Annotated in this window: 14 protein-coding genes; 6 read left to right on the top strand and 8 right to left on the bottom strand. The window is 61.6% G+C overall.

The features are described 5' to 3' along the window. Nucleotides 1-132: 132 nt before the first annotated feature. On the bottom strand, nucleotides 133-534 hold the full coding sequence (locus FY112_RS15025; protein ID WP_032992104.1) for a hypothetical protein: 402 nt from the start codon (nucleotides 532-534) through the stop codon (nucleotides 133-135). Between the two features lie 442 nt (nucleotides 535-976). Between FY112_RS15025 and FY112_RS15020 the strand changes: the two genes are divergently transcribed. After that, on the top strand, nucleotides 977-1,348 hold the full coding sequence (locus FY112_RS15020; RefSeq protein ID WP_017961152.1) for a hypothetical protein: 372 nt from the start codon (nucleotides 977-979) through the stop codon (nucleotides 1,346-1,348). A 31-nt stretch (nucleotides 1,349-1,379) separates the two neighbouring features. Here FY112_RS15020 and FY112_RS15015 read toward each other — a convergent pair whose 3' ends face one another. The 4 genes from FY112_RS15015 to FY112_RS15000 all read right to left on the bottom strand — a co-directional run bounded on the left by FY112_RS15015 (nucleotide 1,380) and on the right by FY112_RS15000 (nucleotide 4,160). After that, the gene (locus FY112_RS15015) at nucleotides 1,380-1,778 is read right to left on the bottom strand and encodes an ester cyclase (protein WP_131710123.1); all 399 of its coding nucleotides are present in this window, start codon (nucleotides 1,776-1,778) and stop codon (nucleotides 1,380-1,382) included. A 252-nt stretch (nucleotides 1,779-2,030) separates the two neighbouring features. After that, entirely contained in the window at nucleotides 2,031-2,429 is a 399-nt protein-coding gene (locus FY112_RS15010; protein WP_018074265.1) for a Fur family transcriptional regulator, read from the bottom strand. Further along, the gene (gene znuB, locus FY112_RS15005) at nucleotides 2,426-3,241 is read right to left on the bottom strand and encodes a zinc ABC transporter permease subunit ZnuB (protein ID WP_018482892.1); all 816 of its coding nucleotides are present in this window, start codon (nucleotides 3,239-3,241) and stop codon (nucleotides 2,426-2,428) included. Before znuB ends, FY112_RS15010 begins: the two co-directional genes overlap by 4 nt. After that, nucleotides 3,234-4,160: a metal ABC transporter ATP-binding protein gene (locus tag FY112_RS15000; protein ID WP_151518718.1), complete on the bottom strand. Its 927-nt coding sequence runs from the start codon at nucleotides 4,158-4,160 to the stop codon at nucleotides 3,234-3,236. Before FY112_RS15000 ends, znuB begins: the two co-directional genes overlap by 8 nt. 102 nt (nucleotides 4,161-4,262) lie before the next feature. On the opposite strand from FY112_RS15000, the gene FY112_RS14995 reads away from it, so the two are divergent. The 3 genes from FY112_RS14995 to FY112_RS37780 all read left to right on the top strand — a co-directional run bounded on the left by FY112_RS14995 (nucleotide 4,263) and on the right by FY112_RS37780 (nucleotide 6,848). Further along, nucleotides 4,263-5,324 carry a zinc ABC transporter substrate-binding protein gene (locus FY112_RS14995; RefSeq protein WP_017961156.1) on the top strand — a complete coding sequence of 354 codons (1,062 nt, stop codon included), beginning with the start codon at nucleotides 4,263-4,265 and terminating at the stop codon, nucleotides 5,322-5,324. A gap of 142 nt (nucleotides 5,325-5,466) precedes the next feature. Further along, on the top strand, nucleotides 5,467-6,672 hold the full coding sequence (zigA, locus tag FY112_RS14990; RefSeq protein ID WP_131628434.1) for a zinc metallochaperone GTPase ZigA: 1,206 nt from the start codon (nucleotides 5,467-5,469) through the stop codon (nucleotides 6,670-6,672). Further along, nucleotides 6,669-6,848 carry a hypothetical protein gene (locus tag FY112_RS37780; RefSeq protein WP_017961158.1) on the top strand — a complete coding sequence of 60 codons (180 nt, stop codon included), beginning with the start codon at nucleotides 6,669-6,671 and terminating at the stop codon, nucleotides 6,846-6,848. Before zigA ends, FY112_RS37780 begins: the two co-directional genes overlap by 4 nt. Nucleotides 6,849-7,127: 279 nt before the next feature. Here FY112_RS37780 and FY112_RS14980 read toward each other — a convergent pair whose 3' ends face one another. Beyond that, nucleotides 7,128-7,454, bottom strand: a complete 327-nt coding sequence (locus FY112_RS14980) for an RcnB family protein (RefSeq protein ID WP_131628435.1) — start codon at nucleotides 7,452-7,454, stop codon at nucleotides 7,128-7,130. A 484-nt stretch (nucleotides 7,455-7,938) separates the two neighbouring features. Between FY112_RS14980 and FY112_RS14975 the strand changes: the two genes are divergently transcribed. Continuing rightward, entirely contained in the window at nucleotides 7,939-8,322 is a 384-nt protein-coding gene (locus tag FY112_RS14975) for a VOC family protein (RefSeq protein WP_012758163.1), read from the top strand. Between the two features lie 245 nt (nucleotides 8,323-8,567). Continuing rightward, the gene (locus tag FY112_RS14970) at nucleotides 8,568-9,899 is read left to right on the top strand and encodes a hemolysin family protein (protein ID WP_131628437.1); all 1,332 of its coding nucleotides are present in this window, start codon (nucleotides 8,568-8,570) and stop codon (nucleotides 9,897-9,899) included. Nucleotides 9,900-9,919: 20 nt separating this feature from the next. Here the strand turns inward: FY112_RS14970 and chrA are convergent, their stop codons facing one another. Beyond that, a complete protein-coding gene (chrA, locus tag FY112_RS14965) occupies nucleotides 9,920-11,338 on the bottom strand; it encodes a chromate efflux transporter (RefSeq protein ID WP_131628438.1) in 1,419 nt (472 codons plus the stop codon). A gap of 1 nt (nucleotide 11,339) precedes the next feature. Further along, nucleotides 11,340-12,155, bottom strand: a complete 816-nt coding sequence (locus FY112_RS14960) for a sulfurtransferase/chromate resistance protein (protein ID WP_072637889.1) — start codon at nucleotides 12,153-12,155, stop codon at nucleotides 11,340-11,342. Between the last annotated feature and the right edge of the window lie 469 nt (nucleotides 12,156-12,624).

Raw genomic sequence — 12,624 nt, 5'->3', positions numbered from 1 at the left:
CCGCGGCGAATGAGTGACCGGGCCGAGTGTCCCGCTGCGTCATGATCGCTCTCCGTTCCATGACAGCGCCGAGCGTCCTCTTAGACGCGCAGAAGGATGCTGCGCATGGCGGATTTCATTGAAAAAATCGCCTTACTCGGCGGCTTCGAGAAACTGGCTGTTTCGTGAGGATGAGGCAAGAGCCTGAACCCTGGCCTCGGCCTTGGCGATCAGCTGATAGAATTCGTCCTGCGCTTCGACATCCAGCTGAATGACGGCATTGACGTCATCAGGCGTATCGCAAACGCAGGCGACCGCAGAAATCGGACAGATGCCGCCGGGATAACGCCTGCCGGCGCCCGTATAGGCGCGACGTCCCCAACGCTCGGAATAGACCGTCTCTTCCCGCTCAAGCTGCAGGATCGTTCCCTTGCAGGCGGTCACGATAGCCGCCTTGCCGTAGGCGAACCAGTGATAGTTCAGCCTCCGGAGAATATATTTGCCGGTGATATCTTCGCCAGCCAGTTCGGCAGGGTTTTCAATCATTCTAATCATGACGGCTTCCTCAACGTTTAAACAATATCCGTCATGTCTTCGCGCGCAGCAAGTCAAAAAACGCAGCTTTTGGAGACACTTAGTCACAAAGTGTTTCCGATTCTTACATTAACCACGCGCCGAGCACCCCCTTGTTCACACAATTCTTCGTCGAATTTCGCGCAACCTGCTACCGATTTCGTCATTGTCCGAAGTGGCAGTCACGTCAATGTCCCCTTGTGTTTTTCGGCGCGGGCTCGATATGTCTCCCTGATCGGCCCGAAGACCGCGCCGTTTTCATCCCGGGAAGCGGGCGGCTGGTTCGCCGGTTCGCCATGAGCATGATGCCGAAAAGTGTAAGCGGTTTTCGGATGACATCATGCTCTAACTCTTTAATTTAGAACAGGATTCAGGCTTTAGGCCGACCGGACCTAAAATAGTCCTGTTCCAGCAGGAGAGCATCATGGTCGACGCGATCAACCCCATCTCCGCCACCGCTCCGTCCGAACCCACCAAGGTCGGCACCAGCACCTCGATCGGCTCAGAACCCGACAATGCCTGGGTCGCCGCCCGCCAGTCGCAGATCACCGCTGACCAGCTGGCAACGAAGAAGGCCGTGGAGAAGGAGGCCGCAAGTGGTCTCATCCCGCACGCGGATCTGATTGTCGAAAACGAGGAGCATCCGCAAAAGCGGCACGGGCATGCGGCATCGGACGACGGGGAAGAGGCCGGCGACCAGGCGGAACAGCCGGTCTTGTCAGGCGAAAGCGATCGGATCGGCACCCGGAATTTCGACGACGATACGCCCTTCGGCGAGCGCGTCGCCATCATCTGATCGACACGCAGACTGGAAACCGTCCGCGCGATCAATTCGAGCCCGCGAGCTGGGCTTCGATCGCCGCCTTATCGATGACCGACCAGACCTCAACGATCTTGCCGCCGCGAAATTCGTAGATGACGTTCTCAGTGAAGGAAAGGCGCCTGCCGTTCACATCGAGGCCGAGGAATTTTGCCTTCGGCCTGCAATCGAAGCCGAGCCGGCAGGCGATGTATGGCGGATCGCAAAGCAGCATCAGCACCGTGAAATTAAGATCGGGAATCTCATCGAAGTCCCGCTCGAGCATGGCGACGTAACCCGGCAGCCCGAGCCGCCGGCCGTTATGAACCGCATCGTCGCCGACGAACTGCCCGAGATCGGGCCAGTCCTGCCTGTTTAAGCAGGCGATGTAGCCGCGGTATATCTCCGCGAGTTCGGTCTTCGTCACGCGATCGCCCCTGGCTTTAGTTCTGCGGCAGAGATAGCGCCGGGATTTGCACTTGCCAGCGGCCAGCATGCCGCCTCGAGACTTTCAGTTCAAGAGAACTCGCCTGCACGCCCGGCAAGGGCGGCAATGACGGTGCCGGCAAGGGCGGCTCTGAATCTAAACCAGACTAATCCGATCGCTTTGTGATCGCGTCTAATACCGTCGGGACCCGGCGGGCTCTGCCATCCCAATAGCCTGCGAGGCGATCGAAGCTCACGCCGCGCAGGCCTCGCACAAACCGCGGATCTCGATCGTCGTCTTTTCAGGCTTGAACTTCTGCCCGCGCACCCATTCCATAAGCCGGTGGTCGACCTCATGGTCGTGGAACTCCATCACCTGGCCGCAGCTTTCGCAGATGGCGAAGGCGACGATGCCGTGGCTGTGGCAGTCATCGCCCGGATGGGCGCAGGCGACAAAGGAGTTGATGCTTTCGAGCCGGTGCACGACGCCGTATTCAAGGAGCTTCTCCAGCGCCCGATAGACCTGCAGAGGCGCACGAAAACCGTGGTCGCGCAGCTTGTCGAGGATGGTGTAGGCACTGAGCGGCCCTTCGGCCTTTTCGAGCACGTCGAAGACCAGCGACTGGTTCTTGGTCAATTGCGGTGTCGTCATGAGCCTTGTCCTTGCATGACCGCGCGGTGGCGCCTGACGGGAAGCAGGCTGAGAATGAAAAGGATCAGCGCCGCAACCACGATCGAGGGACCGGAGGGCGTGTCGTAGGTGAGCGAGCCGAACAGCCCGCCGACGACGGCCGCCGCCCCGATCAACGAGGCGAGCACTGCCATGATCTCCGGCGTCGGCGAGAAGCGCCGCGCCGCGGCCGCCGGTATAATCAGCAGCGAGGTGATCAGCATGATGCCGACGATCTTCATGGCGATGGCGATGACGACGGCCATCAGCAGCATAAAGAACAGCCGCGCCCGCTCGGGCTTCAGCCCCTCGGCCTCGGCGAGCTCGGCATTGACGGTCGCAGCCAAGAGTGGCCGCCAGAGCCAGGCCATCGCCACGAGCACGAACAGCCCGCCGCCCCAGATCAGCGCGATATCGGTGGTGGAAACGGCGAGGATATCGCCGAACAGGAAGGCAATGAGATCGATCCGCACCCAGCTCATGAAGGCGACCATGACGAGGCCGATCGCAAGGGTCGCATGCGAGAGGATGCCGAGCAGCGCATCGGCCGACAGCGCCTGGCGCTTCTGCAGGAAGAGCAGCAGCACCGACACGAGGGCGGCGACGGCAAAGACAGCCAGCGTCAGGTTGAGTTCGAAAAGCAGTGACAGTGCGACGCCGAGCAGCGCTGAATGGGCAATCGTATCGCCGAAATAAGCCATGCGCCGCCAGATGATGAAGCAGCCGAGCGGCCCCGTCGTCAGCGCCAGGCCGACGCCGGCAAGGATGGCGCGCACGAAGAAATCGTCAAGCATGGCGCTCTCCCGCTTCATGCGCGTGCGGATGGGCATGGTCAGGATGGGCATGGTCAGGATGATCGTGACCATGTTCATGACCATCATGCCCATGCTCATGCGCGTGATGGCCATCGTCGGGGTGACAATGATCAGTGACCGTGCCATCGGCATGTTGCACCCGGCCGTCCGGCAAGTGCGTATGATCGTGGTGATGGCTATAGACGGCAAGCGTCTGCGCCGCCCGGCTGCCGAACAGCTGCACATATTCCGGGCTGCGGCTGACCGACTCTGGCGTGCCGCGGCAGCAGACATGGCCATTGAGGCAGATGACCGTGTCGGTCTCGGCCATGACGACGTGGAGATCGTGCGAAATCAGCAGGATGCCGCAGCCCGTCGCATTGCGGATCGACTTGATCAGATCGTAGAGGGCGATCTCGCCGGAGAAATCGACCCCCTGCACCGGCTCGTCGAGCACCAGCAGATCGGGCTTGCGGGCTATCGCCCGGGCCATCAGCGCCCGCTGGAACTCGCCGCCGGAAAGGTGCTGGACCTCGGCGTCGAGCATATGGGCGATGCCGGCGGATTCGAGCGCCGAGAGCATATCGCGCTCCGGCAGCGGTCCGGTCAGCGTCATCAGCCGGCGCACCGAAAGCGGCAGCGTCCAGTCGATCGACAGCTTCTGCGGGACATAGCCGACCTTGAGACCGGCCTTGCGCTCCACCCTGCCCTCATCAGGCTTCAACACACCGATCGCCGCCTTGGCGCTGGTCGATTTGCCCGAGCCGTTCGGCCCGATCAGCGTGACGATCTCGCCGCGCGAAACGGAAAAATCAACGCCGCGCACCAGCCAGCGGCCATTGCGCAGAACGCCGACATTTTCAAGCGAAACCAGCGGCTCGGCTCTGATACCAGCGGGGATCTTTGCGGGAGAAAGCATCAAATTTTCCGAAAGTGCTGTTGCGTCCTGCTATTGCACACGTTATAGCATAACGCAATTGATGTAATAACATAACATATGCAAATCAAGTGGAGCATGCCGATGAAACGCGCCTTGGGGCCTGCCCTCAAAACGTTGGCCCTTAGAATTCCCGCCACCTTGGCAATCCCGACTCTGGCGATCCCCGCTTTGTTCTTTGCCGGCGCTATCCAGGCAGCCGACGCGCCTGTGGTCGTCACCTCCATCAAGCCGATCCATTCGCTGGTTTCGGCAATCATGCAGGGTGTCGGCGAACCCGAATTGATCGTCGATGGCGCCGCCTCCCCGCATACCTACACTCTAAAGCCATCGAATGCCCGCGCCCTGCAGGACGCCAAGGTGATCTTCTGGGTCGGCCCCGGCCTCGAGGCCTTCCTCGAAAAGCCGCTGCAGGCGTTGGGCCGGGATGCCAACATCGCGGCCCTCGACGACGCGCCTGGTCTCGTCAAGCTGCCCTTCCGCGAAGGCGGCGCCTTCGAGCCGCATGATGACGCCCCGGAGCACGAAAGTGCTTCCGGTCACGAGCATGATAAGGCTGACGCCGCACATGATGCTGATCCCGGGCACGCCAGTGACCACGACGACGACCATGACCACGACCACGGCGCCTTCGACACACATCTGTGGCTCGACCCGATGAATGCCAAGGCCATGGCGGCCATGATCACCACGACACTGGTCGCCGCCGATCCCGCCAATGCTCTGACCTATCAGGGCAACGCCAAGGCGCTGGACGACAGGCTGGATGCGCTCGATACCGAGATCAAGGGCCTGGTCGCGCCCGTCAAGGACAAGCCCTTCATCGTCTTCCACGACGCCTACCAGTATTTCGAGCACCGCTACGGCATCCGCGTCTCCGGCTCGATCACAGTCAGCCCGGAAACCATTCCCGGTGCTGAGCGTGTTTCGGAAATCCACCGCAAGGTCGGCGAACTCGGCGCCACCTGCGTCTTTGCCGAACCGCAATTCGAGCCGCGCCTCGTCAATGTCGTCATCGAAGGCACGCGCGCCAAGTCAGGGGTGCTCGATCCCGAAGCGGCAACACTGAAGGCCGGTCCCGATCTCTACTTCAACCTCATGCGCGGCATCGCCAACAGCATGAAGGACTGCCTCTCCGGCGCATGACTCTCATGCGCTGCTCCGCGCGTCCTGCCGGACACGCGACGCTCCACGGAGAGCTGAGGCGGAAAAGGCGGACAACCCCGTTCCGCCTTTTTTTGGCTCCTCAAATGTAATGATATAACATTAAGACTCTGATGAGGTTTCCATGAACAACAGACTTCCCGTTACTGTGCTTTCAGGCTTCCTCGGCGCAGGCAAGACGACGCTGCTCAACCACGTGCTGAGCAATCGCGAAGGCTTACGCGTCGCGGTTATCGTCAACGACATGAGCGAGGTGAATATCGATGCCGCCCTGGTGCGCGACGGCGGCGCCAATCTCTCCCGCACCGAGGAACAGCTCGTCGAGATGACCAATGGCTGCATCTGCTGCACGCTGCGCGACGATCTGCTGAAGGAGGTGCGCCAGCTCGCCGATCAGGGCCGCTTCGACTACCTCTTGATCGAATCGACCGGCATCGCCGAGCCCCTGCCCGTCGCCACCACCTTCGAATTTCGCGACGAGAATGGCCAAAGCCTTTCCGACGTCGCAAGGCTCGACACCATGGTAACCGTCGTCGACGCCGCCAATCTTCTTGCCGATTATGCCTCGGCCGATTTCCTCGCCGACCGGGGAGAAACGGCCGGCGACGGCGACAACAGAACCATCGTCGACCTGCTGGTCGAACAGATCGAATTCGCCGACGTCGTGGTGCTGAACAAGATCGGCACGGCAACCAAGGAAGAGAGCGACGCCGCGCGCAAGATCATCACCGGCCTCAACCCGGATGCGAAGCTGATCGAGGCGGATTTCGGCAAAGTCGCCTTGAAAGACGTGCTCGGCACCGGCCGCTTCGATATCGACAAGGCCGAGACCCATCCGCTCTGGTATAAGGAACTGCACGGTTTCCGCGATCACGTGCCGGAGACCGAGGAATATGGCATTCGCTCCTTCGTCTATCGCGAGAAGCGGCCCTTCCATCCGGCAAAGCTGCAGGCCTTCCTCGATCGGACATGGCCAGGCGTGGTGCGCGCCAAGGGCTTCTTCTGGCTGGCGACGCGCCCGCACCATGTCGGCGAGATCAGCCAGGCGGGCGCGATCGTGCGCACCGGCAAGATGGGTCTCTGGTGGGCGGCCGTACCCCGCGAACAATGGCCTCAGGAACCGGCCTTCATGCGCGCCATCGGCCCTTATCTCGACCCCGTCTGGGGCGACCGCCGCCAGGAAATCGTCTTCATCGGTGCCGATCCGATGGACGAAGCCTGGATCAGGAAGGAACTCGACGCCTGTCTTATCAGGGCAGACGCCTTCGCGCCCGAGCGCTGGCGCGACCTGCCCGATCCTTTCGCCAGCTGGAACAGGCAGGCGGCATGAAGGCGAAGGCAATCAAACGCCATCTCTGCGTCTGTACCGAATGCGAGCCGCTGCCGCCGATCGAAGGGCTTCATCCGCTTGCGCATGAGGAGGATACCGACGCTGAAGTCGGAAGACCAAGAGGCTTTCTCGGCATCATTGCTGAACGGGTGATAGCTTTGCGTCGGCAGGACTAAGTGATCATAACCGACGCCGCGAGTCTGGCGTGAACGTCCCCTCACCCTCCCTCATTCCTGTGCTCGTCACAGGAATCCAGTGCGCCCAAGTCCTTGGGCGCGGGAGACCACTTCGTTCAGAGGAAACATTCACGGCGCAGACGCGCCGTGGCTGGATTGCTGTGACGAGCACAGGAATGAGCGAGGACAGAAAGCGACGATCTTATCCGAGACGGAGGCGCTTGCCGCCCCGGAGTCAAAAAGGCGGTCGAAGCCGCCCCTTCTTGACTTATCGACCGATCAGCGGCCGGCAATAATGCTGGAGATGACGCCGCTGGTGACGCCGATCAGCAGGTATTCGTTATCTGCCCTGACCCAGCGATAGCCGCGGGGCGGAGGCGCCAGCCGGTAGCGGCGGTAGTCGTTGACATCGGAGAACCGGCGACGCTCGCTGGCATTGACGCGGTATCCCCTCTTCCAGTGCGACCGGACGACCGTCTTCTTGACCACCACATTCTTCTGCACGACGACAGGCGGACGGCGATGATCGTCGGCGCTGGCCTGGGAAACAACCATCGGGGAAAGAAGGAAGGAGGCGGAAAGAAGAGCTGCAAGAATCTTTTTCATGTGGTGTTCCTCGTGTTGGGCACGTGACCAAACTAGGGCCGAAAAGATGAACCGAAACTGAAATAAAAATTAACCTTTTGTAATGAAATCCGGTAGCTACAGGCAGAATCTTATATTTTAGATTAGACTTACACACTGTGCCGAATATTCTGCCGCCATCGGCGAGGCATCGGCGCGGACGGCCAGTTTCGTCCCTTGGCAGCACCTCGAGGCATGACCGAAGAAAAGATATTTGCGGAGCATCTGAGGATGAGGCTGGGCGACGCCCCCGGTGCTCATCGCCTGGAAGGCACCGTCGCGGAGCGATGTCCTGCTGCTGGCGGCGGCAGGTGCTCAGCGATTTGGCATAACGAGATGCATAAAAAAACTTGAAACGGGCGCATAATCGAGTTTCGAAGCGACGTATCCTGGGCACAGGAGAATTCTGCATATCCGGTGAGGGGACGATCAGATCAAGACAACGAAGACCACAATGGAGGAAAACATGCCCGGTATCAGCATGCGCTACATCGTCGACGACGTCGACGCCGCGGTGGAATTCTACACGAGACATCTCGGCTTCTCCGTCGCGCTTCGTCCCGCACCGAGTTTCGCCATCCTGACCAGGGACGGTTTTCGTCTGTTCGTCAGCGGCATGACGGGACCGGGCGGAGCATCTCAAGCAATGCCCGACGGGCGAAAGCCGGAGCCTGGCGGATGGAATCGCATCCAGATCGAGGTCGGAGACCTAGAGGCGAAAGTCACCGCACTGCGCCAAGCCGGTGCGCGCTTCCGCAACGAGATCGTGCAGGGCATCGGCGGCAAGCAGATCCTGCTCGATGATCCGGCCGGAAACCCGATCGAACTCTTCGAAGCGCCCAAGAGGTGAATGGGGCGGACGTCGGTCATGCGGTTCACCACGCGTTTTACGCTTCGCATCGGTGAACCGCACGCATGATCCCGGTCATGCGGTTTGCCACGCATTTTGCGGCCAGCATCGCAAACCGACGCAGTATTTCCGATTACGGCAGCCCCGGCTTCGGCATCTCTCGCCCCAGGACTAGCCGGAACGCCTTGCCACCGGTGTGCGAGTGTGTAGTTTCGGATTCCAATCAATTCGAAGGCAGGGAAAACATGTCCGATTCCGCCGGCGGGCTCTCCGACTATGTTGGGATACTAGCCGTGTTTCTTCTTGTCGCCGCCAATGGCTTCTTCGTTGCCGCCGAATTCGCCCTGGTGTCGGTCAGGCGTAGCCGCGTCGCCGAACTCGCTGCGGCAGGCCGCATGAACGCATCGGCACTTCAGCGCGCCGTCGACAATCTCGACTCCAACCTTGCAGCCACCCAGCTCGGCATCACCATCTCGTCGCTCGCCCTCGGCTGGGTTGGAGAACCGGCGCTTGCCCACCTGATCGAGCCGCTGTTATCATGGCTGCCTGGGCAATGGGCGACGGCGGGCGCGCATACTGTTGCCGTCGTCATCGCCTTCGTCATTATCACAGCACTTCATATCGTGCTCGGCGAGCTCGCGCCGAAGAGCCTGGCGCTTCAGCGCAGCGAGGCCACTTCGCTTGCCGTGGTGCGTCCACTCGGTCTGTTCCTGGTGCTGTTCAAGCCGGCGATCTTTGTCCTGAACGGCATGGGCAACATGGTGCTGCGGGGTGTAGGTCTTCGCGCCGGAACCGGAGAATCGTCGTTCCATTCGCCGCAGGAGCTCAAGCTGCTGGTTGCCGAGAGCCAGGAGGCCGGCCTTCTCAACCAGGTGCAGCAGCAGCTCGTCGAGCGGGTTTTCAACATCGGCGAAAGGCCGATTTCCGACATCATGACGCCGCGTCTCGATATCGAGTGGTTCGACGCCGACGACAGCGAGGCTGAAATCCTGAAGACCATCCGCGAATGCAGCCACGAACAATTGCTGGTCGCCCGGGGCTCGATCGACGAGCCAATCGGCATGGTGTTGAAGAAGGATCTTCTCGACCAGGTTCTCGACGGCGGCAAGGTCCGGCCGATGGAGGTGATCAAACAGCCGCTGGTGCTGCATGAAGGCGCCTCGGTCGTCCGCGTACTCGACAGTTTCAAGGCCTCACCCGTTCGCCTCGCCATCGTCATCGATGAATATGGCAGCCTCGAAGGCATCGTCACCCAGACCGACCTGCTCGAAGCCATCGCCGGCGACCTGCCGGGATCCAACGAAGAGCCCGATATCGTCGTCAGGGAAGACGGGTCGCTCTTGATCGATGCGATGATGCCGGCCTTCGACGCCTTCGAACGGCTCGGCCTGCGCGATCGTCCGGATGCCGATTTCCATACGCTGGCAGGCTTCGCGCTGCATCAACTCCAGCACATCCCCGAAGCCGGCGAAACCTTCGTCTTCGACAACTGGCGCTTCGAAGTGCTCGACATGGACGGCATGCGTATCGACAAGATGCTCGCGACGCGCATTCCCGCGGATGGGGCGGAGGCCTAGAGCCAAGGAAAGGCTCTAGTTCACCGCCACAGCGTCCAGAGCATTCCCGCGGCTGCGCAGGCTAGCAGCGTCGCGATGACGGAAGTCTTGAAGCGGAAGATCGCTATCGCCGCGGCGGCAGACAGCGCCATTGCCGCCGGCACGGCCGATTGCAGCACGGGAATATCGAGCCGCAAGCCGCCAAGCTGGACGGTCGCAACCTCGGCAAACAGCGTGTGCAGGGCAAACCAGATAGCGAGGTTGAGGATGACCCCGACTACAGCCGCTGTTATGGCCGACATCGCGCCGGCGAGCGCAATGTTGCCGCGCAGTTTTTCGATGAACGGCGCGCCGAGGAAGATCCAGAGGAAACAGGGAACGAAGGTGACCCAGCTCGTCAGTATTGCCGCAAGCGTTGCAGCAAGCATCGGGTCCAGCGCTCCCGGGTCCCGGTAGGCACCCATGAAGCCGACGAACTGGACGACCATGATCAGCGGCCCCGGCGTCGTCTCGGCCATGCCGAGACCATCCAGCATCTCGCCGGGTTTCAGCCAGCCGAAATGCTGCACGGCCTCCTGTGCGACATAGGCAAGCACGGCATAGGCCCCGCCGAAGGTGACGACCGCCATTTTGCTGAAGAAAAGGCCGATTTCGGTAAAGACGTTGTCAGCACCGAAGGTTGCGTAGAGCGCCGCGAGCGGAGCGAGCCAGAGGGCAAGCAGCACGGCCGAGATGCGCAGCGACCAGGCGAGATTCGGGCGCGCATGCGCCGGTATGCCTTCGCCGAGCGCCGACTCGGCATCCGACAGCACCGGGCCGCTTCCGGCCTTGTGGCCGCCGCCCGTCTGAAAGGCGGCAAGCCCGAACCTGCCGCCGAGGAAGCCGGCAATGCCGGCCGCGAGCACGATCAGCGGGAACTGCACATGGAGAAAGAAGATGGCGATGAAGGCCGCGGCCGCGATTCCGACCATGACGCGATTCTTGAGCGCACGGCCACCGATACGGATGACGGCCTGCACGACGACGGCAAGCACCGCCGCCTTCAACCCGAAGAACAGGCCGGCGACAATGCCGACGTTGCCGTAAGCCGCGTAGATATAACTGAGACAGAGGATCGACAGGAACCCAGGCAGTACGAACAGCAGGCCGGCGACGAGACCGCCCACTGTCCGATGCATCAGCCAGCCGATATAGATGGCGAGCTGCTGCGCCTCGGGTCCGGGAAGCAGCATGCAATAGTTCAGCGCATGCAGAAAACGGTGCTCACCGATCCATCGCTTCTCGTCGACGATGATCCGGTGCATGAGGGCAATCTGGCCGGCGGGGCCGCCGAAACTCAGGGCGGCGACGCGCAGCCACACCCTGAAAGCATCGCCAAACGAGACGCCGTGATGATGCCCCTCTCCCGCGTCTTCCTCCGCCATTTTGCCACTGGGCGCATTATCCGTCATCTCGACCATCTCATGCTCTCTTCTTCGGCGCCGGCCAGTTGTGGGTTTCCTCGGTCGCATCGCGGCACCAGCGGAAGAAGGCGTCGTAGAGAAGCATCCCGGCCTCGAGCTGTTCCAGATCGTCGGAATACATCCTGGAGAGGCCGAGCGAGGCGGCCAGCAGGCCCGCCGCCTCGGGCGCGAGGTCGAGCCTTGCGGTATCCGCTGCCCTGACGATCCGCGCCAGGCGCAGGAGCGGCTCCGATGCCAGCCCGAACTCCTCGACCATGACATCAAAGGTGCAGAGTTCGCCGCGATGGCTCCAGAACACGTCATCGATATCGAAGGGCACCGCCCCGAAGCGCTCGCTGACGGCTAAAACCTCAGGCGCCGGCACGAACAGGAATACGGCGCTCGGATCGACGAAGCGCCGGATCAGCCAGGGACAGGCGATGCGGTCGATCTTCGGCCGCGCCCGCGTCACCCAGACGGTGCGCCCCTCGGCGTCGCGGCGTGGCAGCTTGGCGTCAGGCACCGCCAGTCCGCCGGCAATCCAGGCTTCGAAGCCGCCTTCGAGGCTCTCGGCGTCGATCCCGGCATGGCGCAGGTGGGCGGCGACGCCATGGCTGAGTTTGCTGCCCTTCTGGCAGACCACGACGACGGAATCGGCATCGACGCTGCCCGCCCAGGATCCGATCTCGGCATGGCCCCGCCGGATCGAGCTAGGCACCAGGCGCGGATCGAGCGCGAAGTCCTCCTCGGTGCGAACGTCGATAATGCAAGGCGCACCGGGGGTTCCAATGAGGCGGTTGAGCTTGTCGGGAGAAATTTCGAGAAATGACGGCATGACGCGTCCCTCCGTTGATCGGTTTTACTGGACGCGATTCTTCAGCATGACGCCTCGTGGGGTGATCGCGACCCCATGCAGAAATCTTTCGCAAACAGACCCGGTGGTGTCAAGCGCATTGCGCCATCGCGGCTTGCTGTCCGCACCGGCGGCCCGCCATCCACCACCGCATACGATCGACCGGCAGCTCGACCACCGGGTCTCTGCCGGTCGACCGCAAGCAGATGAGGAGTGAACGGCAAAGCCCGCGAATGCTCGGAGCGCCAGTAAAGCGAGAATAATGAGTTTGAAAACCCAATCAGCACAAGCGCTTCGGCCCAGAACGGAACAAAATGCCCACTTCGGCATTCTTCTGTCACCGAAAGAGGAGAAAGTACCATGACGTACGACCCCAATAATGCCAACGACCCGAACCGCCCGCTGAACCCAAATCTGGATCTGCGCACCACGCCGAGCGCGCGCAGCAGTA

Origin of the sequence: Rhizobium sp. PEPV16 (assembly GCF_008919455.1) — a bacterium.
GTDB lineage: Bacteria > Pseudomonadota > Alphaproteobacteria > Rhizobiales > Rhizobiaceae > Rhizobium > Rhizobium leguminosarum_Q.
This window is presented reverse-complemented; position numbering and strand designations above follow the sequence as displayed.

Coding starts and splice junctions, on each gene's coding strand:
- FY112_RS14975 (WP_012758163.1), top strand. CDS start 7,939: ATGCCCGGTATCAGCATGCGCTACATCGTCGACGACGTCGACGCCGCG.
- FY112_RS14970 (WP_131628437.1), top strand. CDS start 8,568: ATGTCCGATTCCGCCGGCGGGCTCTCCGACTATGTTGGGATACTAGCC.
- znuB (WP_018482892.1), bottom strand. CDS start 3,241: ATGCTTGACGATTTCTTCGTGCGCGCCATCCTTGCCGGCGTCGGCCTG.
- zigA (WP_131628434.1), top strand. CDS start 5,467: ATGAACAACAGACTTCCCGTTACTGTGCTTTCAGGCTTCCTCGGCGCA.
- FY112_RS37780 (WP_017961158.1), top strand. CDS start 6,669: ATGAAGGCGAAGGCAATCAAACGCCATCTCTGCGTCTGTACCGAATGC.
- FY112_RS15010 (WP_018074265.1), bottom strand. CDS start 2,429: ATGACGACACCGCAATTGACCAAGAACCAGTCGCTGGTCTTCGACGTG.
- FY112_RS14980 (WP_131628435.1), bottom strand. CDS start 7,454: ATGAAAAAGATTCTTGCAGCTCTTCTTTCCGCCTCCTTCCTTCTTTCC.
- FY112_RS14995 (WP_017961156.1), top strand. CDS start 4,263: ATGAAACGCGCCTTGGGGCCTGCCCTCAAAACGTTGGCCCTTAGAATT.
- FY112_RS14960 (WP_072637889.1), bottom strand. CDS start 12,155: ATGCCGTCATTTCTCGAAATTTCTCCCGACAAGCTCAACCGCCTCATT.
- FY112_RS15025 (WP_032992104.1), bottom strand. CDS start 534: ATGATTAGAATGATTGAAAACCCTGCCGAACTGGCTGGCGAAGATATC.
- FY112_RS15000 (WP_151518718.1), bottom strand. CDS start 4,160: ATGCTTTCTCCCGCAAAGATCCCCGCTGGTATCAGAGCCGAGCCGCTG.
- FY112_RS15020 (WP_017961152.1), top strand. CDS start 977: ATGGTCGACGCGATCAACCCCATCTCCGCCACCGCTCCGTCCGAACCC.
- chrA (WP_131628438.1), bottom strand. CDS start 11,338: ATGGTCGAGATGACGGATAATGCGCCCAGTGGCAAAATGGCGGAGGAA.